The following is a 25,627-nucleotide window of genomic DNA, read 5'->3' as shown; positions in this document are numbered from 1 at the left end:
GGCCGCCCTTTTCGTACGGGTCGCCTCGTCAGACGACGATCGTGGCGATCAGCCAGAGCGCTGATCCCAGCATGAAGAGCGAAGCCCTGGCACCGCCGGCCTTCTCAGCCGTGCGCCAGACCGCCAAAATCAGGAAGACGTTGTAGGGCACCGGTCCAAAATGCACCGCCAGGACAAGACCGAGCGGCATCCTCAGCCCAAGCAGGATCAGCGCCGCAGCAGACGACGCAATTGATCACGGTCCCGACAAGCATCATGTCACGCCAGAACAGCCGGTCGACCGGCACCTCGCCAAGCCAACGCGAGCGGAAGAAATCCGCGATCACTTACCCTGCCCAAGCACTTCGGTTACGGCGCGCTCGACCCGTGAGCATTCCGTGACCAGCCAGTCGGTCATGGCAGGCCAGTTGTCCTCGGGAAAGCAATTGACCCGCCACATCGAATTGATGCCGAGGCCTTCGCAGCTTTGTTCCGGCCTGAGTTTCAGCCTGTCTTCGATCGCCGGCCGGAACGGCTCCAGCCGCGACCAGCTTTGCGTGGCGCCGAACTTCTCGTTGCGGCCGAAGAAGACGCCGACATGGTTCTGCGCCGGCGCGACATACATGGAAAGAACCAGTGCGAAGTCGGGCAGCCCGCGCTGCCAGAACCAGGGTCCGCGCCGCGCCCGCCGGGCCTTTTCTTCCGGATGCCGTTCGGCAAACAGCGACCAGAAGCCGCGATGGCGGAATTCCGAGGCGCGACGGCCGCCGAAGTCGAATTCGCACATGGTTAGATGCCGCTCCAGCATCACCCGGGTTAAGACCGTTGCTGAGCCTTGGCTAGAGGCTGTTTCGAAATTCGCTCTGGTGAGTCATGTGATGGTGGTTTCGAGAGCCGTAGCGCAGCGGACATTGGTCCGTGAGCAACGGAAGCGCAGAAAACGCCATCAGATGGCCGCCAGAGTAGAATTTCCAAACAGGCTCTTAGACCATGCCGAGCGCGGCCATGTACAGATCGAGGATGGCATCCTCCTCCTGGCGCTCGGCCTGGTCCTTCTTGCGCAACCGGATGATGGTGCGGATTGCCTTGGTGTCGAAGCCGGTCCCCTTGGCCTCGGCGAAAACTTCCTTGATGTCGTCGGAAATCGTCTTCTTTTCTTCCTCGAGCCGCTCGATGCGTTCGATCAAGGCACGCAGCTGGCCGGCGGCAACAGTCTGGCTGGTCTCGGTGATATCGTCGGCCATGTTTTCTCCAAAATCGGTTCCGCGCCGCGACTCGGGGAACGTGCCGCAGCGAATTTCAGCGGTTCGATGCCCGACCCAGGCCGGCGGGTCAAGCCGTTATCGAACAGCTCGCCAAGCCTGCCGCCAGAAGCCGACAGCCTGCTCGTTCCTTGCGAGCTCTCAGTTGAACGCGATCAGCAGATCCTTCGCATCGATCTGGTCGCCGGCCTTGACCAGCACCTCGGCAACCGTACCGTCGCGCTCGGCGTGCAACGCCGTCTCCATCTTCATCGCTTCGATGGAGAGCAGCACGTCGCCGGCCTTGACCGCTTGGCCGGCGGCGACCGCAAGCGCCGAAACCACACCCGGCATCGGCGCCCCGACATGCGCCTCGTTGCCGGGCTCCGCCTTGCGGCGCGCCTTGGCTGCCGAGGCACCATGCGCACGGTCGGGCACCTTCACACGCCGCGGCTGGCCGTTGAGCTCGAAGAACACGGTGACCATGCCCTTCTCATCGACATCGCCGAACGCCTGGCAGCGCACGACCAAGGTCTTGCCCCTTTCGATATCGACGAAGATCTCGTCTTCCGATTTCATGCCATAGAAATAGGTCGGCGTCGGCAGAACGCTGACCGGGCCGTAGGTTTCCTGCGCGGCGACGAAGTCGGAAAACACTTTCGGATACATCAGCCACGAGGCGAACTCGTATTCCGACAGCTTGCGCTCGAGCTTGTCCTCGATCTCCTTGCGGCTCTTCTCGAGGTCGGCCGGCTTCAGCAACGAACCAGGCCGCGCCGTGATCGGCTTGTCGCCTTTCAGTGCCTTCTTCTGCAGCACCCGCGGCCAACCGCCCGGGGACTGGCCGAGGTCGCCGCGCAGCATCGAGACGACCGAGTCCGGGAAGGCGATGTCGCGGGCCGGGTTCTCGACATCGGCAACGGTCAGGTCCTGGCTCACCATCATCAGCGCCATGTCGCCGACGACCTTCGAGGACGGCGTCACCTTGACGATGTCGCCGAACATCAGATTGACGTCGTGATAGGTCTGCGCCACTTCGTGCCAGCGTGTCTCCAGCCCCAGCGAACGGGCCTGTTCCTTCAAATTGGTGAACTGCCCGCCCGGCATTTCGTGCAGGTAGACCTCGGAAGCCGGACCTTTCAGGTCGCTCTCGAAGGCAGCATATTGGTTGCGAACGGCTTCCCAGTAGAACGAGATCTTGCGGATCCATTGCGGGTCGAGGCCCGGATCACGTTCTGTGCCCTTCAGTGCTTCCACGATCGAACCGAGACAAGGCTGCGACGTATTGCCGGAGAAGGCGTCCATCGCCGCGTCGATAGCGTCGACGCCGCTTTCCACCGCCGCCAGCACGGTTGCCGCCGACAGACCCGATGTGTCGTGGGTGTGAAAATGGATCGGCAGGTCGGTCGCCTCGCGCAGCGCCTTGAACAGCACGCGGGCGGCACTCGGCTTCAACAGGCCGGCCATGTCCTTGACCGCGATGATATGGGCGCCGGCTGCCTGCAATTCGCTGGCGAGCCCAACATAATATTTGAGGTCGTACTTGGCCCGCGCGGGATCGAGGATGTCGCCGGTATAGCACATCGCCGCTTCGATCAGCTTGCCCTCGGCGCCCACGGCGTCCATGGCGACGCGCATGTTCTCGACCCAGTTCAAGCAGTCGAAGACGCGGAAGAGGTCGATGCCGCCGCTTGCCGCCTGTTTGACGAAATGCTGCACGACATTGTCGGGGTAATTGGTGTAGCCGACGCCGTTGGCGCCGCGCAGCAGCATCTGCAGCAACAGGTTGGGGGCTGCTTCCCGCACCAGCGACAGCCGCTCCCACGGATCCTCGGTGAGGAAGCGCATGGCGACGTCGAAAGTGGCGCCGCCCCAGCATTCGAGCGAGAAAAGCTGCGGCAGGGCGCGCGCATAGGTGCCGGCGATCCCGGCAATGTCATGCGTGCGCACGCGGGTGGCGAGCAGCGACTGGTGGCCGTCGCGCATCGTCGTGTCGGTGACCAGCACTTCCTTCTGCTCACGCATCCAGGCGGCGAACTTCTCCGGCCCGAGCACGTCGAGCTTCTGCTTGCTGCCGCTCGGCACATTGCCGTTGAGATAGGGCACCACGGGCGGCGCCGCGTCGGCCTTTGGCGTCGGCCGCCCGCGCGTCTCGGGATGACCGTTGACGCTGACGTCGGCCAGATAGTTGAGCAGCTTGGTGGCGCGGTCCTGGCGCTTGACCTGCTGGAACAGCTCCGGCGTCGTGTCGATGAACCTCGTCGTATAGGAATTGTCGGCGAAGCTCGGATGATTGATGATCGCTTCGAGGAAAGTGAGGTTGGTGGCGACGCCGCGGATGCGGAACTCGCGCAAGGCGCGGTTCATGCGGGCGATCGTCTCTGCCGGCGTCGGCGCCCAGGCCGTGACCTTCTCCAGCAGCGGATCGTAGAAGCGGGTGATGACCGCGCCGGAATAGGCCGTGCCGCCGTCGAGGCGGATGCCGAAGCCGGTGGCGCCGCGATAGGCGGTGATGCGGCCGTAGTCCGGAATGAAATTGTGTTCGGGGTCTTCGGTGGTGATGCGGCACTGCAAGGCATGGCCGTTCAGCCGGATGTCCCTCTGCGCCGGTACGCCCGATTCCGGCGTGCCGATGGCGAAGCCGTCGAGGATATGGATCTGCGCCTTCACGATGTCGATGCCGGTCACCATCTCGGTGACGGTGTGCTCGACCTGGATGCGCGGATTGACCTCGATGAAGTAGAATTTGCCGGTATCGGCGTCCTGCAGGAATTCGACGGTGCCGGCGCCGATATAGCTGGTCTCGCGCGCGATTTTCAGCGCGTAGCCGCAAAGCTCCTGGCGCAGGTCCTCGCTGAGATAGGGCGCCGGCGCGCGCTCGACGACCTTCTGGTTGCGGCGCTGGATCGAGCAGTCGCGCTCGAACAGGTGCACGGCATTGCCGTGTGTGTCGCCAAGCACTTGCACTTCGACATGGCGAGCGCGCTCGATCAGCTTTTCGAGATAGACCTCGTCCTTGCCGAAGGCGGCTTTCGCCTCGCGCTTGCCTTCCATGACCTCGCGAGCGAGATCGGCCTCGGAACGGATGGCGCGCATACCACGGCCACCGCCACCCCACGAAGCCTTCAGCATGACCGGATAGCCGACCGTCTTGGCGAGTTCCTTGACCGCCTCCAAATCGTCCGGCAACGGATCGGTGGCCGGCACCACCGGCACGCCGACCTCGATGGCGAGATTGCGTGCGGCGACCTTGTTGCCCAGCCGGCGCATCGTGTCGGGCTTCGGTCCGATGAAGGTGATGCCTGCTTGCGCGCAGGCCTCAGCGAATTCGGGGCTTTCCGACAGCAGCCCGTAGCCGGGGTGGATGGCATCGGCGCCCGAAAGCCTGGCGACGCGGATCACCTCCTCGATCGACAGATAGCTCTCGATCGGCCCCATGTCCTTGCTGAGGTGCGGTCCGCGCCCGACCTGGTAACTTTCATCGGCCTTGAAGCGGTGCAGCGAATATTTGTCCTCCTCGGCCCAGATCGCCACGGTTTTGAGGCCCAACTCATTGGCCGCGCGAAAGACGCGGATGGCGATTTCTGACCGGTTGGCGACGAGGATCTTCGTGATGGCCAAGGCCTGGGCTCCAGCAGCGGAAGGGACGGGAAATCGAGGCAATGATTAACGTGAAAATGCTGCAGTGCAAACAAAATCGACGCCGGCTTAAACCGATTTAAATCAATTATCCGGCCAACACTCGCACGCATTCGTTCGAACGGACGGAACAATGGCGACAATTTCGATCCTGGATGCGATGTTCCCAACCAAGGAGAACCGACGGGGATGTCACCGTTGCCGGCGCGTCAAAGAAAATGCCCGGCGCGAGGCGCCGGGCATCGTTGGTTTCGGATCCGAATGAATTACGACTTCGGGAACCAGGAATACTTCCCGTCGTCCTTCTTCTTCCATTCGTACATGATGTAGCCTGGCAGCTTCGGATCGCCCTTGGCGTCATAGGCGAGATCGCCCAGAACGGAGGGGAACGGCCCGTTTTCATGCATTGCCTTGGCGACGGCCTGCGGATCGTTCGTCTTGGCGGCAGCGGCTGCCTCGGCGACCACCTGCACGGCGGCATAGGCGTAGAGCGTGTAGGCTTCCGGCTCGAAACCCTGCGCGCGGAACTTCTCGACGAGTTCCTTATTGGCCGGGATCAGACGCGGGTCGGGGCCGAACGTGTTGAGCGTGCCGGCGACAGCGTCGCCCGCGATGGCGGCGAGTTCGTCCGTCACAATGCCGTCACCCGACATCATCGGGGCCTTGAGGCCCTGGTCCGCCGATTGACGGATGATCAGGCCGGCTTCGGTGTGCAGGCCTCCCCAGTAGATCAAGGTGACGCCGGCTTCCTTCATCTTGGCGATCAGCGCCGAGAAGTCCTTGTCGCCGACATTGACGCCTTCATACATCACTTCCTTGACGCCCGCGGCGTTCATCGCCTTCTTGGTTTCGTCCGCGAGGCCCTGGCCGTAAGGGGTCTTGTCATGGATCACGGCAACCTTGGCATCCTTGAAGTTCGCCGCGATATAGGCGCCGGCGATGCTGCCCTGCTGGTCGTCGCGTCCGCAGGTACGGAACACATTCCACAGGCCGCGCTCGGTGAATTTCGGGTTGGTTGCGGCCGGCGTGATTTCGACGATGTTGTTTTCAGCGTAGACTTCCGAGGCCGGGATCGACACGCCCGAGTTGAAGTGGCCGATCACAAACTTGACGCCGTCGCCGACGAACTTGTTGGCGACCGAGATGCCCTGCTTCGGATCGGAGACGTCGTCGCCGACTTCGAGCTTGATCTGCTCGCCATTGATGCCGCCCTTGGCGTTGATATCGGCGACCGCCGCTTCGGCGCCCTTCTGCAGCTGTGCGCCGAAGGCCGCGTTCGGACCGGTGATCGGCCCGGCGACCGCGAACATTACATCAGCCCACGCGTTGCCGCCGAACGCGACGAGCGCGGTCAGGGCTACGGCGGACAAAAGTGACTTTTTCATTTAAACGCTCCCATTAACGGAGTGGGCGTGGATGAAGCTTTCATGCGATGCCCACCCTTATCGCAGAAAGCATAGTTTGCCGATTTTCAGGCACTTGTCACGCCGATTCATCCCTGACGCGGCGTTAATGATGGACGTCAACCTTTCGGTTTCCAGCTCAAGATGGAAGCTCTTTCATAGAGCCAATTATACTGTGTGACCATCTGGTTGGTTCGTGTGTATTGATAGCCGACGAAGCCCAGTATCATCAGCACGATGGTATCGACGATATAGTAATGCAGCGAGAACATCGTGCCGTCGAACAGCGCATGATGGATGAAACGGATACCGATGCCGAGGCCGAGCATATAGGCGAACAGCTGGATGAAGCTGCGCCATGTCTGGGCACTGGCCTTGCCGGTCATCCAGGCCGCCCAGCCGCCGAGCAGGCAGGTGACGAAGAAGAACTGCCAGATCGACGGTTCCTCGTAGAGAATGCCTTGCATGGGAAGTCTCCTGAACTCAGTGATGTCCGCCTTCGAGATAGGCGGCGCGCACTTCCGGATTGGCGAGCAGTTCCTTGCCGGTGCCGCTCATCGTCACATTGCCGTTGACCATGACATAGCCGCGCGTGGCGAGCTTGAGCGCGCCGAACGCGTTCTGCTCGACCAGGAACACGGTCAGCCCTTGGGTGCGGTTCAATTCGCGGATGGCATCGAAGATCTGCTTGACGATCAGCGGCGCCAGACCCAGCGACGGCTCGTCGAGCAGAAGCAGTTTCGGCCGCGCCATCAGTGCGCGTCCGATTGACAGCATCTGCTGTTCGCCGCCCGACAAGGTCCCGCCACGCTGGGCGATGCGCTCCTTCAGTCTGGGGAACAGCGTGAACACCTTCTCGACGTCCTCGCCATAGTATTTGAGGTTATCGAGGCTGGCGCCCATCTGCAGGTTTTCCATCACCGTCATGCGCGGGAAGATGCGACGGCCCTCGGGTGACTGTGCGATGCGCATGCGTGCGATTTCGTGCGTCGGCAACTGGGTAATATCGGCTCCGGCGAAGGTGATGGTGCCCGTGCGGGCCCGCGGAGCCCCGAAGATGGTCATCATCAGCGTCGACTTGCCGGCGCCGTTGGCGCCGATCAGCGCCACGATTTCACCCTGCTTGACGGTGACGTTGACACCGTTCAGCGCGCGGATGTTGCCGTAATAGGTCTCCACGCCCTTGATATCGAGCAGCGTTGTCGTGGCCATCACTTGCCCCCTCCACGCTTGCCCTGAACGGGCTTGCCTGTGCCCGCGGCCTTGCCGGAAGCATGACTTGTCGCCACCTTGCCCGCATCGACGCGGCGCGAGAATTGCGTATCCTTGCCCTGACCGAGCAGCTTCGCCTGCTTGACCCATTCCTCGCGCGCGATGCGTCCGTCAAAGGCGAGATAGGCCTCGACCGCCTCGACATCGGCCTTCTTCCAGGCGCCGATCTGGTCGAAGTGGAAGATGCCGTGTTCGTTGAGCTTCTTCTCGTTGACCGTCCCGATGCCCTTGATGCGCGTCAGATTGTCGGCCTTGCCGCCACGGGGGGCAGCGAGCCGGTTCGAAACGCCTTCGGCCTTCGCGGCAGGCGCCTTGGCGGCCGTTTTCCTTGGTGCCGCTTTCTTCGGCGCGGACTTGGCTGGCGCCGGTGCGACAGGCCTGCTTGCCACGGTGGCGGCGCGGGCGTCGACCTGCGCTGCCTTCGAAGCGCCCTTCGACACGGTCACCCGCTCGCCCTCGCTATGGCCGACGGTGTCGCTCACCGGCCCGGCAAGATACGACGACGACGTCCCCGGGCCATGCGTCGAATCGGGACCGATATCGAGCTGTTCGATGACGTCCTCGTCACCGACTTCGGTGAGCGCGGTCTCGACCTCCTCGTCGTCGACGCCGAGATAGGCGGCGATGACACGCGGGTCGGTGCGCACCGACTGCGGATTGCCGTCGGAAATCTTGCGGCCATATTCGAGCACCACGACGTGGTCGGAAATCTGCATGACCACCGACATGTCGTGCTCGATCAGCAAGATCGAGGTGCCGGTCGTGTGCTTGATGTCTATCAGCAGTTCGTTCAGCGCCGCCGATTCCTTCGGGTTGAGGCCGGCCGCCGGTTCGTCGAGGCACAGAAGCTCCGGACCGGTGCACATGGCGCGCGCGATCTCGAGCCGCCGCTGCGCGCCGTAGGGCAAGTCGCCGGCCGGATCGTCGGCGCGATCGACGAGATCGGCCTTTTCCAGCCAGTGCTTGGCAAGCTCCACCGATTCGGCCGAGGCCTTGCGGTAGCCGCTGAAGCCGAACAGGCCCAGGATCGTGTAGCCCGAAGCCTTCATCAGCTTGTTATGCTGGGCGACGAGCAGGTTCTCCAGCAGCGTCATCCCCGAGAACAGGCGGATGTTCTGGAAGGTCCGCGCCACCTTGGCGCGCGCCGGGATCTCATGGTTGGGCAGCCGTTCCAGCAAGTAGCTGGAACCATCGGCCCGGTTGAGCGTGATCATGCCCTCCGACGGTTTGTAAAAGCCGGTGATGCAGTTGAACACGGTGGTCTTGCCGGCGCCGTTGGGGCCGATCAGCGCGGTGATTTCGCCGCGCCTGGCGGTGAAGGACAGGTCGCCGATGGCGACCAGGCCGCCGAACTTCATCGACAGGTGATCGACCTGCAGGATGGCATCGTTCATTTGCGTGGTTGCATTCATCAGCCGTGGCCCTCCTTGGTGAAGGAGCCTGAGACAGCTCTTCGTTCCTTGAGGAAAGCTGTCGGTTCACGGCTGCCGACGAAGCCGCGGGGCTTCCACAGCATGACGATGACCATGGCCATGCCGAACAGAAGCATGCGGTAGAGTTCCGGTGTGAAATCGGGCCCGAAGACCTGCTTGAGGAAGTCGAGTTCGCGCAGCGCCTCGGTGCCGCCGATCATCACCATCGCGGCGACGGCGATGCCGACCAGCGAGCCCATGCCGCCGAGCACGACGATGGCGAGGATAATGGCCGATTCCAGGAAGACGAAGGATTCGGGGCTGACGAAACCTTGCCGCGCGGCGAAGAAGGAACCGGCGAAGCCGCCGAACATGGCGCCGGTGGCAAAGGCCGTCAGCTTGGTGGTGGTGGTGTTGATACCGAGCGAGCGGCAGGCGATCTCGTCCTCACGCAAGGCTTCCCAGGCGCGGCCGACCGGCAGGCGCCGCAGCCGGATGGTGACGAAGGCGGTTAGCAGGCAAAGCCCAAGGATCAGGTAGTAGAGGAAGATCTTGTAGTAGGCGCTGGACGTGGCGATGTTCAGCACCTTGGCGATGTAATTCGGGTCCGACACGTTGAACGACATCAAGCCGAAGAAGCTGACCTTGGGAATGCCGGAGATGCCTGCCGACCCATTGGTGACCTCGCGCCAGTTGATCAGCACGAGGCGGATAATCTCGCCGAAGGCGAGCGTCACGATCGCCAGGTAGTCGCCGCGCAGGCGCAGCACGGGAAAACCGAGCAGCACCCCCCAGAGCGCGGCCATGGCGCCCGCGGCGGGCAACAGTATCCAGAACGAGAGGCCGAAATGCGTGGCGAGAAGCGCATAGGAATAGGCGCCAAGCGCATAAAAAGCGACGTAGCCGAGATCGAGCAGACCGGCGAGGCCGACGACGATGTTCAGTCCCCAGGCCAGCATCACATAGATCAAGATCTGGATGCCGAAATTATCGACCCATTTCAACGAACCCTGCAACCCGGTGGCGACCGACCAGGCGTTGAGTGACAGCACCGCGACGACGAGGATCGGGTACAGCACCAATGCCGAGATGCCCAATTTGGTGAAGTTGGCATGGATGAAGGCGCGGAAGTAATAGATCACGCAGGCCAGCACATAGATGACCGTCAGGGCACGCAGGAATTGCAGATAGCCGGCCGGTTCTGCCCCAACCCATCCGGCGAGAGAGCTGTTGAACACGAACAGCAGCACCATGGCGACGACCGCTCCGATGAAGGTCGGCAGGGTGAAGAAGCGGGATGCCACACTTGCCGGCATGAGCCCGGTGGCGACATCGGCGATCTTCTGGTTAGCCATGAAGGGCTGGCCGTAGGCGACATAGAGGAAACGCCCGACGGCCGTGGCGATCACCACCGCGGCAAGCAGGCCCCAGCGCTGCACCACGACCAGTTCGTTGGAAATGTTCTGGTCGGTCCTGAGGCCGATGAACAGCACGAACAGACCAAGCGCTATCGCGCCGGCATAGAAGGCCTCGCGCAGCGCGCGCTGCATGGGGCTGGCGACGAGGTCGCGCTCTGGAGATACGGTCACGGCCATTGTCTCAGACCTTTTCGACTTCTGGCCGGCCCAAGATGCCGGAAGGCAGGAAGATCAGCACGATCGCCAGGATCGAGAAGGCGGCGACGTCCTTGTAGTCGATCGAGAAATAGGCCGACCACATGCTCTCGATGAAGCCGATGAGGAGGCCGCCCAGCACGGCACCTGGCAATGAGCCGATGCCGCCAAGAACCGCCGCCGTGAAAGCTTTTACCCCGGGCGTAAAGCCGTCCGAAAAGGCGATGACGCCGTAATACATCAGGAACAGCGTGCCGGCGACGGCGGCAAGGGCTGCGCCCATGATGAAGGTGATCGAGATGGTGCGATCGACGTCGATGCCGAGCAGTGCGGCCATCTTGCGGTCCTGCTCGCAGGCGCGTTGCGCCCGGCCGAGCGAGGTCTTGTTGACCAGGTACCAGAACAGCGCCAGCAGCAAAGCGGTGACGATGACGATGATGATCTGCTTCAGCGACACGCTGACGCCGTTGATGTTGTAGACCTGGCTGACCATCGGCGGGATCGGCTTGTTGCGCGGGCCTTGCGTCACCTGGACGAAGTTCGACAGCGCGATCGACATGCCGATGGCGGTGATCAGCGGGGCCAGCCGGAACGAACCGCGCAGCGGCCGGTAGGCCACCTTCTCGATCGTCCAGTTGTAGAGGCTGGTGAGCAGCATCGCCACGATCATCATCACCAGCAGCGCGATGACCACGGGCACCGAATAAAACAGCGCGCCGAGGATGAGGAAGACGATCAGTGCCGTGAAGGCGCCCACCATGAAGATATCGCCATGGGCGAAATTGATCATGCCGATGATGCCGTAGACCATCGTGTAGCCGATTGCGATCAGCCCATAGATCGATCCCAGCGTCAGCCCATTGATAAGCTGCTGGACAAAATACTGCATGTGTACATGGCTCCCCTGGAATGTCGCCCATGCAGACGCATTCCTTTTCGTATTTCCCCTAGTCGTAAAGTTTCGAGCCCGGATTGCAACGTGATTTTTTTGACCGCTCCGCGTGGTTCCAAGTCACGTCTTCCCGATCGCTCGTTTTTCGCACCCAGCCCCTGGACTATCGCGGACCCTATCATTGGCATAACGCAATGTCTTTGACGATTGCGCCGCATCATGCGCTCCGTTTCGAAGAAATCACCGTCAAGATTAGGTGATGAGAAGAATCGTTGCGTTCCTGACATGGTTCGTTTTTTCGTCACACTCCTTTCCGCAAGGTCAGGATTCTCCTACTTGACCACGAAACCATGCGCGAACGGGTCGCGGTCGTCGATGAAGATGGTGTTCAGTCCGGTCATGCGCGCCCAGCCGCCGATCGAGGGGATGATCGCCGGCTTGCCAGCCACGGTGACCTCTTTTTCGACCTTGCCCTTGAACAGCGAGCCGATGATCGATTCATGGACGAAGGCGTCGCCGGCCTTGAGCTTACCCTTGGCATGAAGCTGCGCCATGCGCGCCGATGTGCCGGTGCCGCAGGGCGAGCGATCGATCGCCTTGTCGCCGTAGAAAACGGCATTGCGGGCATCGGCGCCCTCGACCGTCGGCTTGCCGGTCCACAGCATGTGCGACAACCCGGCGATGCCGGGGTTCTCCGGATGCACGAAGGAATACTTCTCGTTGAGCCGCTGCCGCACCACCGGGCTCCAGGCGATGAAGTCGCTGGCGGAATGGTCGGCCATGTCGCGATAGTTCGCCTGCGGTTCGACGATGGCATAGAAATTGCCGCCATAGGCGACATCGACGGTTATTTCACCCAGCCCTGGACATTCGACTGTCAGCCCTTCGGCATGGAGGAAGGACGACACATTGGTGATGCGCACCTCCTCGACATACTCGCCAACCTGCTTGTATTCGGCGATGACCAGGCCGGCCGGCGTGTCGAGCCTGAGCACACCCGGCGTCTTCGGCTTGATCAAGCCGTGCTCGATGGCCATCGTCACCGTGCCGATGGTGCCGTGGCCGCACATGGGCAGGCAACCGGACGTCTCGATGAACAGGATGGCGATGTCGCAATCCTCGCGTGTCGGCGGATAGAGGATCGAGCCGGACATCACGTCATGGCCCCGCGGCTCGAACATCAGGCCGGTGCGGATCCAGTCATATTCGGCGAGGAAATGCGCGCGCCGTTCCATCATCGTCGAGCCCTGCAGCAGCGGCCCGCCGCCGGCGACCAGTCGCACCGGGTTGCCGCAGGTGTGGCCGTCGATGCAGAAGAAGGATTTCTTGGCCATGTCGCTCCTCAAGATCAAAACCGTTGTGGGCTGAAGGGGGCCAGATCAACGGACGAAGTCTGCCCCAGAACGAATTCCCTGATCAACCGCCCGGTTGCCGCGGCCTGGGTCAGGCCGAGATGGCCGTGACCGAAGGCGTAGATCACCGACCGGCTTCGCGTCGCCCTGCCGATGACGGGCACCGAATCCGGCAGCGATGGCCGGAACCCCATCCATTCGCGTCCGCCCGAGGGATCGAGCCCCGGAAGGAATTTCTGCGCCTTCTGCAGGAGCGCTTTCGACCTGTTGAAATTGGGTGGCCGCTCGATGCCGCCGAGTTCCACGGCACCCCCGACGCGCAGGCCCGTTTCGAGCGGGGTGATGACGAAGCCATGACCGGAAAAGATCAGCTGCCGCGTCACGTCGAAAGCGCTCGTCGGCAGCGTCGTGTTGTAGCCGCGCTCGGTCTCCAGCGGAATGCGATCGCCGAGTTGCCGCGCCAGCAGGTGCGACCAGGCGCCCGCGGCAATGACGATGCGCCTGGCTTGTCTTGTCGAGCCATCGGCCAGCGTCAGTGTCGCACCATCCTGATTCGCGGCGACGCGGTCGATGCGGGCCATCTCGAAGCGGGCGCCTTTGGATTGCGCGTAAGCCCACACCGCCTTGCCGAGCAGTTTTGGATCGGCGACCGCCTTCCATCCCGGCACGAAGGTGCCCTTGACGAAGCGCGGTGACAACCCAGGCTGCAAGCCCGCGAGGTTCTCGCCCTCGACATGGCGGAAGCCGATGCCGAAGCGCTCGCGCGCCGCCCAGCCCGACAGTGAGGCGCGGAACTCGGCTTCGCTTTCGTAGAGCTCGAGCGAACCGCCCTCGCGCAGCATCGGCCGCGTGCCGGACCGATCGAGCAGATCCATCCATTCGGCCTCGGCAAGCTTCATCATGCCGGCCTGGGCCATCAGGCTCGCCTCGTATTTCCCCGGCGCGCTGGCGCGCCAGAACCGGATCAGCCAGGGCAGCAGCTTGGGCAGATAGGCGGGCGGGATGCTGAGCGGGCCGAGTGGATCGGCCAGCCATTTCGGCAGCTGCCTGATCATGCCCTTGTGCGCCAGCGGCAGCACGTCGGAAAAAGCAAAGGCGGCGGCATTGCCTGAGCTCGTCTCCTCGCAGATGCCGGTGCGATCGAAGACCGTGACATCCAGCCCGGCCTCGGCGAGGAAGGCAGCCGCGCAAATGCCGATGATGCCGCCACCGACGATGGCAATGTCTTTCCCTTCTCCCCGTTCACGGTTAGAAGGCGCCCGAAGGGCGGGGCGGGGCCCCGCTTCTGTCGATTTGGTACTTCCTGTCACGTGGGCGCTGCCCTTCACCTGGCTGCCGGCACCTTCTCCTTAGAACTGTGGCAGTGTCGGCCGTACCGCCAGCGCATCCTTGACGATCTTCTCGACGGTCTTGCGGCGTTCGCCCGACAGCGGCATGCGGGGCATGCGGACGCGATCGTTGGTGTTGATGGCGAACACTTCGGCAAGCTTGATGTTCTGCACCAGATAGGTCGAGACATCGAGGTCGAGCAGCGGCCGGAACCAGCGGTAGATGGCGAGCGCCTCTTCGCGGCGGCCGTGCTTCATCAGCTGGTAGATGGCGACGGTCTCGCGCGGGAAAGCGGTGACCAGGCCGGCCACCCAGCCGATGGCACCGACGGACAGTGCCTCGAAGGCGAGGTTGTCGACACCGGTGAACAGGTCGTAGCGGCTGCCCAGGCGGTTGATGATCTCGGTCGAGCGGCGGATGTCGTCGGAAGATTCCTTGATGGCAACGAAGCGCTTGTCCGATGCCAGCTCCTCCATCTGGTCGACGGTGACGTCGACGCGGTAGGCAAGCCGGTTGGAATAGATCATGACCGGCAGGTCGCCGGCCTCGGCCACGGCGCGCAGGGCCGCCACCGTCTCTTCCGCGTTGGTGTGGTAAATCGGACTCGGCACCACCATCAGTCCGTTGGCGCCTTCCTTGGCGGCGCGCCTGGCGATGCTGGTCGCCTCGCGGGTGCCGGCCTCGTTGACGGTCAGCAGCACCGGCTTCTTGCCTGCGATCTTCTGCGCGGTCTTCAGCACCTCGATCTTCTCGTCAGGCGACAGCATCGGCCCTTCGCCGAGCGAGCCGCAGACGATGATGCCGTCGCAGCCGGCCTCCATCTGCAAGCTGAAGCAACGCTCCATTTCGGCGTGGTCGAGCCGGTCGTCGGCGGTGAATTTGGTCGTGACGGCGGGGAAAACTCCGGTCCACATGGCTATTTCTCCATCTGATATATCAGTCGTATATCTGTTAGGAAAGCCGCTGTCAATGCAGAATCCGTTATGATATATTCTAGATATATCAGGAGACCGGCTTTGATATCCATGGAAGCAACCACCCTGTCCGAGCCCGCGGCGACCAAGGCTTACCGTGTCCTTGAGCACATGGTCGTCACGCTCGAACTGGCCCCGGCGAGTTTTGTCACCGAGGGTTCCTTGATCGAGCGGCTGGCGCTCGGCCGCACGCCGGTGCGCGAGGCGATCCAGCGGCTGGCCTGGGAAGGGCTGCTTGACGTCAGGCCCCGCGCCGGCATCGCGATCGCGCCGCTGCATCCCGGCGACTGGCTGCGTGTGCTCGATGCCCGGCGCGGCGTCGAGGTGGTGCTCGCACGATCAGCCGCCCGTTTCGTCACCCGCGAGGCTGCCGACCTGTTCCACGAGGCGGCGCTCGCCATGCAAAAAGCAGTGATATCAGGCAATGTGCTCGCCTTCATCCAGGCCGACAAGGCGCTCGACGAGGCGCTGGCGCTGGCCGCCGACAACCCGTTCGCCGCCCGGCTGGCCGCCCCCCTGCAGACCCACAGCCGCCGCTTCTGGTTCCGCTACAAGGCGGACACCGGGCTGGCGGAATCCGCCGAGCACCATGTCGCGTTGATCCGCTCGATCCTGGACGGCGACGAGGAAGGCGCCGTCCAGGACGCCAAGAAACTGATGGCTCTGCTGCGCGGCCATGCCGAGGTGGCCGCGACGCGCTAACTGCAGAAATAGTTCAAGCGCCCGGCAAGGCCGCCTTGATGGTTGGGCTGTCCCAGCCCTCGCCGACCGACAGGATGCAACTCTGGCCCTTCGTGTCGGAAGCCAGAACCGTCCAGCTGCCTTGATCGGAAACGAACACTTCGAGGACCACATTGGGATTGATCAGGCCGCGCCCGGCTTCGCTTTCGTGGAAGTTCTCACCGAGCGCTTTCACGATATCGGCGCGTGCCGCGCATTGCCCGGCCGCATTTGCCTGAGCAGCGCCGGTGCACATCGCTATCGCCGCAACGAACAGTGTCACTGTAAGTCGTCGTGTCATCTGACACCTCCTTGCGCCGGACGATGCAATGCCACCGGCCCGCCGTGCGGCGCCCTGGTTGTCTGCCGCGCCTCCTCCACGGCAGGATTGCAGCCCTAAGTCCCGCGAGCCCCCGCCGGTTCCATCACATTAGCGTTTGCAAAAACAAAAGGCCTAAGTCCGGGGACTTAGGCCTTGAGTAAAAATCGCGTCTTCTCGTCCGATCAGTTCATCGTCCGGATGGCGAACTCGGCGCCATCCTTGATGCATGCCCGCGCGCCCGGAGCGAGGACGCGCAGACGAAGAAAACGTCCGGTCAGTTCATCGTCGGGATGACGAATTCGGCGCCATCCTTGATGCCGGACGGCCAGCGCGAGGTCACCGTCTTGGTCTTGGTATAGAAGCGGAACGCGTCCGGGCCGTGCTGGTTCAGGTCGCCGAAGGAAGACGCCTTCCAGCCGCCGAAAGTGTAGTAGGCGATCGGCACCGGGATCGGCACGTTGACGCCGACCATGCCGACCTGAACACGGCTAGCGAAGTCGCGCGCCGCGTCGCCGTCGCGGGTGAAGATGGCGACGCCATTGCCCATCTCGTGATCGTTGGCGAGCTTGATGGCGTTCTCATAGGTCGGTGCGCGCACCACCGAGAGCACCGGTCCAAAGATCTCTTCCTTGTAGATGCGCATGTCCGCCGTCACGTTGTCGAACAGGCAACCGCCCATATAGTAGCCGTCCTCATAGCCCTGCATCTTGAAGCCGCGGCCGTCGACGACGAGCTTGGCGCCTTCCTTGACACCGGTATCGACGTAACCCTTGACGCGCTCCAGCGCTTGGGCGGTGACCAGCGGGCCGAAATCGGCGGCCGAGTCCGTCGACGGTCCGACCTTCAGGCTCTCGACGCGCGGGATCAGCTTTTCCATCAGCCGGTTGGCGGTGTCGTTGCCGACCGGCACGGCCACCGAGATCGCCATGCAGCGCTCGCCGGCCGAGCCGTAACCGGCGCCGATCAGCGCGTCGACGGTCTGGTCCATGTCGGCGTCGGGCATGATGATCATGTGGTTCTTGGCGCCGCCGAAGCACTGCACGCGCTTGCCGGCCGCCGTGCCGCGCGAATAGATGTAGTGGGCGATCGGCGTCGAGCCGACAAAGCCGATGGCCTTGATGTCGGGATCGTCGAGGATAGCGTCGACGACATCCTTGTCGCCGTTGACGACGTTGAGGATGCCAGCCGGTAGGCCGGCCTCGATGAACAGCTCGGCAATGCGCATCGGCACGCCCGGATCACGCTCCGAAGGCTTCAGGATGAAGGCGTTGCCGCAGGCGATCGCCGGTGCGATCTTCCAAAGCGGGATCATCGCCGGGAAATTGAACGGCGTGATGCCGGCGACGACGCCGAGCGGCTGGCGCATTGAATAGACATCGATGCCGGGGCCGGCGCCGTCGGTGAACTCGCCCTTCATCATATGCGGCGCGCCGATGCAGACCTCAACCACTTCGAGGCCGCGCTGGATGTCGCCCTTGGCGTCGGCGATGGTCTTGCCGTGTTCGCGCGCCAGGATTTCGGCCAGTTCGTCATAGTCGCGGGCGACCAGTTCGAGGAATTTCATCAGCACGCGCACGCGGCGCTGCGGATTGGTCGCCGCCCATTTGGGCTGCGCCACCTTGGCATTCTCGACCGCCGTGCGCAGTTCCGCCTGCGAGGCCAGCGCCACCGTGCCGCGCACCGTACCGTCCATCGGCTGCATGACGTCCTGCTTGCGGCCGCTGGTGCCGGCGACACGCTTGCCGCCGATGAAATGACCGTAGTCGATCATGATTTCTCTCCCTTTGTTTGTGATGCCGTATTGTCCGCCTTTGCGGCGGCGAAGGCAACGCGAGGGAGAACGCAACCGTTGTGCAGGAAATAGATAACGAACGAGGCCTGTGCATCAATTGCCGCAAATGATAAGATGTGCTCGACATCACTGGCATGGTTATATTGAATTCTGTGGAACGCGGCGTTGACGATTGCCACCCGGAACATCCCCATGAATTGGGATGACGTCCGCATCTTCCTCGCCGTGGCGCGCGCCGGCCAGATTCTTGGCGCCGCGCGCCGGCTGGAGCTCAACCATGCCACCGTCTCGCGCCGCATCGCGGCCCTTGAGGAAGCACTGAGGACGAAACTCTTTCGCCGGCTTACCACCGGCAGCGAGTTGACGCCGGCCGGCGAGCGCTTCCTCGATATCGCCGAGCGCATGGAGGGCGACATGATCGCCGCGCGCTCGACCATATCAGGCGAAGGAGATGACGTGTCTGGAACCGTGCGCATCGGCGCACCCGACGGCTTCGGCGTCGCCTTCCTGGCCAAGCGGCTGGGCGAACTCACCGCCCTTCACCGCGAACTCACCATCCAGCTCGTGCCGGTGCCGCGCTCCTTCTCGCTGTCGCGGCGCGAAGCCGATATCGCGATCACCGTCGAACGGCCGACCGAAGGCCGGCTGGTGGCGGGAAAATTGGTCGACTATTCGCTCGGCCTGTTCGCCTCCCGCGTCTATGTCGAAGCCCATGGCCTACCCAAAACCGCCGCCGAGCTCGGCCAGCACACACTGATCGGCTATGTGCCTGATCTCATCGTCAGCCCTTCGCTCGACTATGCCGCAGAATTCAGCGCGGACTGGCGCACCAGCTTCGCCATCTCCTCGGCGCTCGGCCAGGCCGAAGCCGTGCGCTCGGGCGCCGGCATCGGCATCCTGCACAACTTCGTCGCCCGCTCGATGCCGGAGTTGGTGGCCGTCGATGTCGTCGCGCCTATCCGCCGCGCCTACTGGCTGGTCTATCACGAATCGGTCAGGCCACTGCGCCGCGTCCAGATCGTCGCCAGCTTCATCACCAAGGCGGTCGAGCGCGAGCGGGGCCTCTTCGTTTAGAAGCGCCGTCACGGCAAAACAGCCAGGTTTCCACACGCCGCCTTTTCCTTGCCACAAAACCGCACAGTGTGGCATCACCGGTCGCCGGCCATGGGGTGGGTGTCGGGTGGGGAAATCTTTCAGAAAGCTGGCGCGGATAGACATGCGAGCCGTTCTTGCCATCCTGCCGCTGCTGTTCGTCTCCGCATGTGCCAACCCATGGACAAAAGTGCCGGAAGCCGAATTGCCCAAACCGATCCGCTACGTCATGGCGCGCCCCTCGCCTTTCGTCATCGGCAATTACTGCGGTCCCGGGACCCGCACCGGCGATCTGTCGGCCCGGCCGGTCGACCGTCTCGACGCCGTTTGCCGAACCCATGACGCCTGCTACATCGCTCGCCGCAACCATTGCGACTGCGATGGCGCCCTTGTTGCCTCGGCGAGCGCAATCCGCGACGACAAGACGGCGCCCCGCAAGATGCGCAGCGAGGCGGAACTGCTGATCGCCACCTTCACCATCCCTGTCTGCAAGATTTTTCCGCAAGGTTTCATGCCGCCGCGCGACCCCGCGCAGTTGAGCGCCATGAAGGCCGGAGCGGCCGGGTGAACGTCCGCAGGGCCGTCATCCTCGTCCTGTTCGGACTGGCCGCCCTTGCCGGCTGTGCCGGCGCAGGCGGCAATGCCTGCGACCTCCTGGCGGGACAGGAGGCTTGCGCGCGGCCCTCGCTATCGGCCAGCACGCCCGGCGCGCAGGTCGCGGCGGCGCAGTTTTTCGGAGATAGCGGCGACAGCGACTACGAACGACGGTTCCTGGCGCTACTTGCCAACAACCAGCTCGGTGCCATGGACCGTGCCAATGGCACCGGCCCCTTCGGGCGCAACCGCCGCGATGTCCAGAACCGCGATTTCCAGGCGACATATTCGACGCTACGGCAACTGGCCGGACCGGTCGCCAACATACATCTGCCCCCAGCCGGCATAGGCAGCGGCGACGGCCGTTTCGACGGCCGCTGGCGGGTGTCGCGGCAGACGCTCTACATCGATGCGGCGGCGCGTCCTTCGGCGCCCAAGACCTTCGATTTCTCCGGCCTGCAGGCGCGCAGCACCGAGATCGTCGTGCGGCAGGCAGGCAAGCAGCCGGCCGACATCGAGGGCACTTGCGACGGTGGATTGGCGATCCGCGCCGCCGGAGCCTCACGCATCATCGCCGCCGGCGCGGCATTCGGCTTTCGCCTGTCCGGCGAGGACGACACGGTAAGCCTGTTTCCGGGTGACAGCCTGAACCGGTGCACGGCAAGGATCCGCTCCAGCCTTGCGCCCCCCGGCGCGCCCCTCACCATCCGGCGCGAAGAGATCGCCGATCCGGCGCTCGCCAGCTTGGACAGCCGCTACCAGCGCTGCCCGGCCCCCAGCGGCGCCGGCGTCGACGCCCTCGAGCGCGCTTTCTATGCCAGCCGCTGGCTCTCGCAGACCTGCGCCATGCCGATCGGCGAGCCCAGGCTGCTGCGCAAGTCGCGCGACGGCTTCAACGCCAAGGTCGAGGCGCTGATGGGCGCGCCGCTGTCCGATGCGACAATAGACAAGGGTGACCCCGAACTGCCGCTCGATTTCTCGAAGGCGCCAACGCTGAAGCTGATCTATCTGTCCTCGCTCGAGTTCAAGGCGGACTTTTCCGGCCGTATCGTCGAACGATTGATCCGCCATCATGCAGCGCTTGGCACCAAGGTGCGCATCATGATCACCGACGTGCTGGAACGCGACAAGGACGACGCCATGCTGCACCGCCTGGCGGCCGAATTCCCCAATGTCGAATTGCAGGAATATCGCTGGCAGGCGGACCATGGCGCGCCGATCGACGAGCAGATTTCACAATTGCACAAGGTCCATCATATCAAAATGCTGGCGACGCTGGCGCAGGACCCCGCGCGTTCGCGCGTCATCATCGGCGGCCGCAACATCCATGACGGCTTCCTGTTCCACCAGCCCATCGACCTGTCGCGCTATCCGGACCTCGAGCAATATGGCAAGACCGACGGATTTTCGCTGAACTACTATTCGAACTGGAGCGACTTCGACATCGAGTTCGCCGACCGGGCGACGGTCGAGACGCTGGCCGCGCATCTGTCGACGATATGGCTGCGCGACGCCGACACCAACCTGGCGCGCCCCTTCTCCGTCCCGGTCCACGGAGATGGCCGCCCCCAGGGCAATGCCCGGCATTTCATCTCGGTGCCCTATGAGGATGATCATGCGCTGGAGGCCTATTTCGTCGAGCTTGTCGATGCCGCCCAGCACCGTATCCAGATCGTCAACCCTTACCTAAATCTGACCCCCAGTCTCGCCGAGGCCTTTGACCGGGCACTCGCCCGCGGCGTCAGGATCGACATTGTCGGCCGCATCGACCTCAAGGGCGACATCGGCGGCAAATTCCTCACCGCGCTGAACAAACTGTTCGTCGAGAAATATGGCGACCGCATCGACATCCGCGAGTTCAAGGCGCCTGACGTGGTGCTGCATTCCAAGATCATGATGATCGACGAAAGACTGGTCGCCATTTCCTCGGTCAACCTCAACAACCGCAGCTTCTTCCACGATTCGGAGAACGGCATGACGGTGCTCGACCCCGCCTTCTACGCCAGGATGAAGCCGGTCTACGACGACTACCTCGCGCACTCGAACCCGGTTTCCACCAAAGTGACGATCCCGTGGGCCTACCGGCTGCTGTTCGACGAGGCGTGGGTCAGGCAGGCGTTCTGATGCATGTCGCCCAAAAGCGGCTCCGGTTTTGGGGCAACGACATGCATCAAAGCAAAGAACAAAGCGCGTCGGCAGACGCGCGGGCCGCTATTTCAGATAGCGCTCCTGCGCCAGGGCACGCACGTCGATGTCGGGCACCCGGTTCGACATGATGTCGGCCAGCACCTTGGCCGAGCCGCAGGCCATGGTCCAGCCGAGCGTGCCATGGCCGGTGTTGAGAAAGAGGTTCGACAGTTCGGTGCGGCCGATCAGCGGCGGTCCATCCGGCGTCATCGGCCGCAGCCCGCACCAGAACGTCGCTTCGCGCATGGCGCCGGCGCCGGGAAAGAGATCGCCGACCGAGTGCTCGAGGGTGCGGCGCCGCGATTCGTGCAGCCTGAGATCGAAGCCGGAAATCTCGGCCGTGCCGCCGACGCGGATGCGGTCGCCGAGCCGGGTGATCGCGACCTTGTAGGTTTCGTCCATCACCGTCGACACCGGTGCGGCGGCGGCGTCCTTGATCGGCACGGTGATCGAATAGCCCTTGACCGGATAGACCGGGATCGGCCGCTTCATCCGGCGCATGAAGTCCGCCGAGTAGCTGCCCAGCGCCATCACATAGGCATCGGCGGTCTTGAAACCCTTGCTCGTGCTGAGATTGGCGACGCGATTGCGGCTGCGGATGACACGCCAGATCGTCACGTCGTATTCGAACTTGACGCCGCGCGCCACGCAGAGCTCGGTCAGCCTGTCGGTGAACATCTTGCAGTCGCCGGTCTCGTCATGCGGCAGCCTCAACCCGCCGATGAACTTATCGCGCACCCCGGCCAGCGCCGGCTCGGCCGCGATACAGCCGTTCGGATCGAGGATCTCATAGGGCACGCCATATTTCTTCAGCACCTCGACATCGCCTGACGTGCCGTCGAGCTGCTTTTGCGTGCGAAACAGCTGCAGCGTGCCCTGGGTCCGCTCGTCATAGGCAATGCCCGTTGCTTCGCGTAGCGCCTTCAGCGTGTCGCGACTGTATTCCGCCAGCGGCACCATGCGCGATTTGTTGATGGCGTAGCGCTCGGCGGTGCAGTTGCGCAGCATCTTGACCAGCCATGTCCACATATGCGGGTCGAAGGCCGGCCGCACCACCAGCGGGCCATGCTTCATCAAGAGCCACTTGATCGCCTTGAGCGGAATGCCGGGGCCGGCCCAGGGCGAAGCATAGCCGGGAGAAATCTCGCCGGCATTGGCAAAGCTGGTCTCCAGCGCCGGGCCTTTCTGGCGGTCGATCACCGTCACCTCGTGGCCGGCCTCGGCGAGATAATAGGCCGTGGTCACCCCGATGACGCCACTGCCCAGCACCATGATCTTCATTCATTCACTCCTTACGCCATGTCCTTCATGCCGATGAACACGGCCGCACCTGCGATTCGCGCACGATCGCCGGCGAAAATCGATGCCGATCTTCCCGACCTTGCGCCTGGCTTTCACGCCGCCGACGGCCCGGGATCGTCATCTCTCTCTGTCTGCCGCATTCCTGCCATCCCGCCAAGAGGCCGGATAGAAATGTCGGCGCTGTAGACGAGGGTCAGTCCGTGCGGCCGCGGTCCGCCAGCGGCGGCTCTTTCCCGGGCTGCCCGCCGCGCGGCTTCCGGCTGATAGAGCACCGCCTTGATCCGGATCGATTCGCGCCTGCCGTCGGGGTGCTCGAGCGAAGCCGTCTGGCCTTGCGCCATGCCAAGCATGCACAGCCCGCGCCTGGTTGCCACCGACAGGCTGGAGCCGACTGGTCCACGTATTTCGCTCTGCACCAGGGTGCGCGTCTCGGCCACACCGGCATCGACGCAAAACACCACCCGGCTGTTCAGCGTCACGATATCGGCTTCGATCGACTCGATGGGCACGACGCCGGCATTGGAAAGCTTTTCTTCGATCATCCGGACCATCGGATCCGCGAAGGCCCGTCGGCGCTCAAGCATCACTTCCAGGACGGCGTAATCCTTCGTCGTCAGGCGGCAGCTTCCGTTTTTCATCACCGCCTCCACGATCAGTGCTCGCCGCCGCAGAAGGGCGTATCGACGGCCTCCACGGTCGCCGACAGTTTGCGGCCGCCTCGACCGCTCCAGCACACCACCTGCCCGATGCTGGCGCCGACCAGCGCCGTTCCCATCGGCGTCAGCACCGAAATCCGGTTTTCGGCAATATCGGCGTCGCCTGGATAGACCAGCGTGATGTGCTTGATATCACCGCTTTCGCCGCGAACCGTGACCGTCGATCCCATTCGTACTACGTCGGCCGGCATTGCCCCCGCTTCCGTGATCACCGCCCGGTCCAGCTCCGCGAGCAACTCTTCAGCCGTCTCGGGGGCGCGGTCGAGCACGGTGCTCGCCAGACCGGTCAACCTGTCATGGTCGGTGTCGCTGATCAGAATCTGTGCGGATGGACGCAGTCCCGTTGCATGTTGCATGACAAACCTCATGGATCGGCGCATCGAACAGATGCGCGCTTGCCGCCGCGCTGACGGCGGCCTGATGAAAGCCGGCAGCCGCGGAAAGCGGTGCGGCTTGATGGCGATGGGTGGATGTATGGAAGCCCCGGGACGGACGAACGCCGGAAGGCGGCCGCGCCGGGGCTACGATCCCGCGATCGGGCAGACCCTGAACAAGGTTCTGATATAAGCGAGGTTGCTCATGCGCCGAACCTTGCCGACAGGCGTCCGCTTGTCAAGCGCGGCCAAACCGCTCAACCGCCAACATAGCGCCGGTGGAAGCGCGTGCCGAGACTGGCCAGGATTTCATAGCCGATGGTGCCGGCATGGCCGGCGGCGTCGTCGACGCTTTGCGAAGGGCCGAGCAGTTCGACGAGATCTCCTTCGCGAAGCTTGCCGGGCGGCAGGGCGGAAATGTCGAGAATGATCGAATCCATCGACACGCGCCCGAGGAAGGGCAGGCGCGCTCCCTCGAACCAGGCGGCCGACGCTGATCGCCGCAACCAGCCATCAGCATAGCCGAACGAGATCGTCGCCAGGCTGAGCGGCCCTTCCGCGTGATAGGTGTGGCCATAGCCGATCCCGGTGCCCTGTTCGACGCTGCGCGTCTGCGCCACCTTGGCCTGCAGCCGCACCACGGGCAGCATCGGGTTGGGTTCGGCAGGCGTCGGATTGATGCCGTAGAGCGCGGCGCCAGGGCGGGCGAGATCATAATGGTAGGACGGCCCAAGAAAGATGCCGGAGGAATTGGCGAGCGAGGCGGGCGCCTCGGGCAGCATGGCGCGCAGCCGCTCAAAGGCTAACCGCTGCTGTTCATTGGCGGGATGGTCAGGCTCGTCGGCGCAGGCCAGGTGGCTCATCACATATCTGACGTCGATGCCGTCAAACGCGGTGGCATCACCGGCCATCGCCTCGACTTCGGCTGGTGCCATGCCAAGCCGCGACATGCCGCTGTCGACCTGGATGGCGACCGGAAGTTTTCGGCCAACGCGATGTGCCGCCGCGCGCCAGGCTTTCAACTGCGCGCCACTGTTGACGACCGCGCAGAGATCGGACGCGACCGCTTCCGGCTCGGAGCCCGGCGGCAGTCCGTTCAGCACGTAGATCTCAGGTCCGGCCCCGATTGCCTTCCGGAGCGCGATGGCTTCGGCCAGCAGCGCGACGAAGAAGACGTCGCAGCCTTCTTCCGCCAGCGCCGATGCCACTTGGCTCGCGCCGAGACCGTAGCCGTCGGCCTTGACCACGCCGGCGCAGCGCACGCCGCCCAGCCTTGCCTTCAGCCGCCGGTGGTTTTCGCGGATCGCACTGAGATCGATGGTGAGAATGGCCCCGGCCGCCGCCTCGCTTACGGCAGGGCCATCATCGGGCAGCAATCTTGTGGGGGCGTCGTTCATGGCGACCCTCCTTGTAGCGGATAAG

23 protein-coding genes and 1 pseudogene are annotated in these 25,627 nt (G+C 63.6%); 4 read left to right on the top strand and 20 right to left on the bottom strand.

The genetic code is table 11. The features are described 5' to 3' along the window. Window positions 1-28: 28 nt before the first annotated feature. The 13 genes and pseudogenes from FJ434_RS18525 to FJ434_RS18465 form a co-directional block, all read right to left on the bottom strand. A pseudogene (locus FJ434_RS18525) lies at window positions 29-326 on the bottom strand (hypothetical protein). Continuing rightward, window positions 323-766, bottom strand: a complete 444-nt coding sequence (locus tag FJ434_RS18520; protein ID WP_140752549.1) for a hypothetical protein — start codon at window positions 764-766, stop codon at window positions 323-325. Before FJ434_RS18520 ends, FJ434_RS18525 begins: the two are co-directional and overlap by 4 nt. A 196-nt stretch (window positions 767-962) precedes the next feature. Next, window positions 963-1,223 carry a DUF2312 domain-containing protein gene (locus FJ434_RS18515; RefSeq protein ID WP_015315223.1) on the bottom strand — a complete coding sequence of 87 codons (261 nt, stop codon included), beginning with the start codon at window positions 1,221-1,223 and terminating at the stop codon, window positions 963-965. 159 nt (window positions 1,224-1,382) lie between these two features. Further along, the gene (pyc, locus tag FJ434_RS18510; protein WP_140752547.1) at window positions 1,383-4,841 is read right to left on the bottom strand and encodes a pyruvate carboxylase; all 3,459 of its coding nucleotides are present in this window, start codon (window positions 4,839-4,841) and stop codon (window positions 1,383-1,385) included. A gap of 284 nt (window positions 4,842-5,125) precedes the next feature. Then, window positions 5,126-6,244, bottom strand: a complete 1,119-nt coding sequence (locus tag FJ434_RS18505; RefSeq protein ID WP_027141750.1) for a branched-chain amino acid ABC transporter substrate-binding protein — start codon at window positions 6,242-6,244, stop codon at window positions 5,126-5,128. A gap of 137 nt (window positions 6,245-6,381) precedes the next feature. Beyond that, entirely contained in the window at window positions 6,382-6,729 is a 348-nt protein-coding gene (locus FJ434_RS18500; RefSeq protein WP_140509916.1) for a DUF6867 family protein, read from the bottom strand. A 16-nt stretch (window positions 6,730-6,745) separates the two neighbouring features. Next, the gene (locus tag FJ434_RS18495) at window positions 6,746-7,474 is read right to left on the bottom strand and encodes an ABC transporter ATP-binding protein (protein WP_140509918.1); all 729 of its coding nucleotides are present in this window, start codon (window positions 7,472-7,474) and stop codon (window positions 6,746-6,748) included. Then, complete coding sequence (locus tag FJ434_RS18490; protein WP_140752545.1) at window positions 7,474-8,946, bottom strand: ATP-binding cassette domain-containing protein; 1,473 nt, start codon at window positions 8,944-8,946, stop codon at window positions 7,474-7,476. The genes FJ434_RS18495 and FJ434_RS18490 overlap by 1 nt, the downstream gene beginning before the upstream one ends. After that, the gene (gene livM, locus FJ434_RS18485; protein ID WP_140752543.1) at window positions 8,946-10,541 is read right to left on the bottom strand and encodes a high-affinity branched-chain amino acid ABC transporter permease LivM; all 1,596 of its coding nucleotides are present in this window, start codon (window positions 10,539-10,541) and stop codon (window positions 8,946-8,948) included. Before livM ends, FJ434_RS18490 begins: the two co-directional genes overlap by 1 nt. 4 nt (window positions 10,542-10,545) lie before the next feature. Beyond that, on the bottom strand, window positions 10,546-11,448 hold the full coding sequence (locus FJ434_RS18480; protein ID WP_015315217.1) for a branched-chain amino acid ABC transporter permease: 903 nt from the start codon (window positions 11,446-11,448) through the stop codon (window positions 10,546-10,548). A 335-nt stretch (window positions 11,449-11,783) separates the two neighbouring features. Then, entirely contained in the window at window positions 11,784-12,785 is a 1,002-nt protein-coding gene (locus FJ434_RS18475; protein WP_140509923.1) for a 4-hydroxyproline epimerase, read from the bottom strand. A gap of 14 nt (window positions 12,786-12,799) precedes the next feature. Then, complete coding sequence (locus FJ434_RS18470) at window positions 12,800-14,113, bottom strand: FAD-binding oxidoreductase (RefSeq protein WP_181166131.1); 1,314 nt, start codon at window positions 14,111-14,113, stop codon at window positions 12,800-12,802. A 39-nt stretch (window positions 14,114-14,152) separates the two neighbouring features. Continuing rightward, window positions 14,153-15,046, bottom strand: coding sequence for a dihydrodipicolinate synthase family protein (locus tag FJ434_RS18465; protein ID WP_140509925.1), 894 nt, complete (start codon window positions 15,044-15,046; stop codon window positions 14,153-14,155). 111 nt (window positions 15,047-15,157) lie between these two features. Here FJ434_RS18465 and FJ434_RS18460 point away from each other — a divergent pair, with 111 nt between their 5' ends. After that, a complete protein-coding gene (locus tag FJ434_RS18460) occupies window positions 15,158-15,808 on the top strand; it encodes a GntR family transcriptional regulator (RefSeq protein ID WP_246678415.1) in 651 nt (216 codons plus the stop codon). A 13-nt stretch (window positions 15,809-15,821) separates the two neighbouring features. Here the strand turns inward: FJ434_RS18460 and FJ434_RS18455 are convergent, their stop codons facing one another. The 3 genes from FJ434_RS18455 to FJ434_RS18445 all read right to left on the bottom strand — a co-directional run bounded on the left by FJ434_RS18455 (window position 15,822) and on the right by FJ434_RS18445 (window position 18,119). Then, window positions 15,822-16,127: a hypothetical protein gene (locus FJ434_RS18455; protein WP_140752539.1), complete on the bottom strand. Its 306-nt coding sequence runs from the start codon at window positions 16,125-16,127 to the stop codon at window positions 15,822-15,824. 295 nt (window positions 16,128-16,422) lie between these two features. Then, window positions 16,423-17,919 (bottom strand): CoA-acylating methylmalonate-semialdehyde dehydrogenase, encoded by a 1,497-nt coding sequence (locus tag FJ434_RS18450; RefSeq protein ID WP_140509930.1) that lies wholly within the window; start codon window positions 17,917-17,919, stop codon window positions 16,423-16,425. Continuing rightward, entirely contained in the window at window positions 17,916-18,119 is a 204-nt protein-coding gene (locus FJ434_RS18445; RefSeq protein WP_140752537.1) for a hypothetical protein, read from the bottom strand. Before FJ434_RS18445 ends, FJ434_RS18450 begins: the two co-directional genes overlap by 4 nt. 13 nt (window positions 18,120-18,132) lie before the next feature. Here FJ434_RS18445 and FJ434_RS18440 point away from each other — a divergent pair, with 13 nt between their 5' ends. From FJ434_RS18440 to FJ434_RS18430, 3 genes are all read left to right on the top strand, one after another. Beyond that, complete coding sequence (locus FJ434_RS18440) at window positions 18,133-19,014, top strand: LysR family transcriptional regulator (RefSeq protein ID WP_140752535.1); 882 nt, start codon at window positions 18,133-18,135, stop codon at window positions 19,012-19,014. 142 nt (window positions 19,015-19,156) lie between these two features. Beyond that, the gene (locus FJ434_RS18435) at window positions 19,157-19,600 is read left to right on the top strand and encodes a hypothetical protein (RefSeq protein WP_140509934.1); all 444 of its coding nucleotides are present in this window, start codon (window positions 19,157-19,159) and stop codon (window positions 19,598-19,600) included. After that, window positions 19,597-21,750: a phosphatidylserine/phosphatidylglycerophosphate/cardiolipin synthase family protein gene (locus tag FJ434_RS18430; protein WP_140750428.1), complete on the top strand. Its 2,154-nt coding sequence runs from the start codon at window positions 19,597-19,599 to the stop codon at window positions 21,748-21,750. Before FJ434_RS18435 ends, FJ434_RS18430 begins: the two co-directional genes overlap by 4 nt. An 87-nt stretch (window positions 21,751-21,837) precedes the next feature. On the opposite strand, the gene FJ434_RS18420 is transcribed toward FJ434_RS18430, so the two are convergent. From FJ434_RS18420 to alr, 4 genes are all read right to left on the bottom strand, one after another. After that, window positions 21,838-23,094: a D-amino acid dehydrogenase gene (locus FJ434_RS18420; RefSeq protein ID WP_140509939.1), complete on the bottom strand. Its 1,257-nt coding sequence runs from the start codon at window positions 23,092-23,094 to the stop codon at window positions 21,838-21,840. A 113-nt stretch (window positions 23,095-23,207) separates the two neighbouring features. After that, the gene (locus tag FJ434_RS18415; RefSeq protein ID WP_140750430.1) at window positions 23,208-23,753 is read right to left on the bottom strand and encodes a GreA/GreB family elongation factor; all 546 of its coding nucleotides are present in this window, start codon (window positions 23,751-23,753) and stop codon (window positions 23,208-23,210) included. 14 nt (window positions 23,754-23,767) lie between these two features. Continuing rightward, window positions 23,768-24,187 (bottom strand): nucleoside diphosphate kinase regulator, encoded by a 420-nt coding sequence (gene rnk, locus FJ434_RS18410; RefSeq protein ID WP_140750432.1) that lies wholly within the window; start codon window positions 24,185-24,187, stop codon window positions 23,768-23,770. Window positions 24,188-24,462: 275 nt separating this feature from the next. Then, on the bottom strand, window positions 24,463-25,602 hold the full coding sequence (gene alr / locus FJ434_RS18405) for an alanine racemase (RefSeq protein ID WP_140750434.1): 1,140 nt from the start codon (window positions 25,600-25,602) through the stop codon (window positions 24,463-24,465). Window positions 25,603-25,627: the final 25 nt, after the last annotated feature.

The sequence above is a fragment of the Mesorhizobium sp. B2-5-13 genome (assembly GCF_006440535.1).
In the GTDB taxonomy this organism is placed as follows: domain Bacteria; phylum Pseudomonadota; class Alphaproteobacteria; order Rhizobiales; family Rhizobiaceae; genus Mesorhizobium; species Mesorhizobium salmacidum.
The sequence above is the reverse complement of the archived record's forward strand: the minus strand, read 5'-3'. Positions and strand labels throughout refer to the sequence as shown.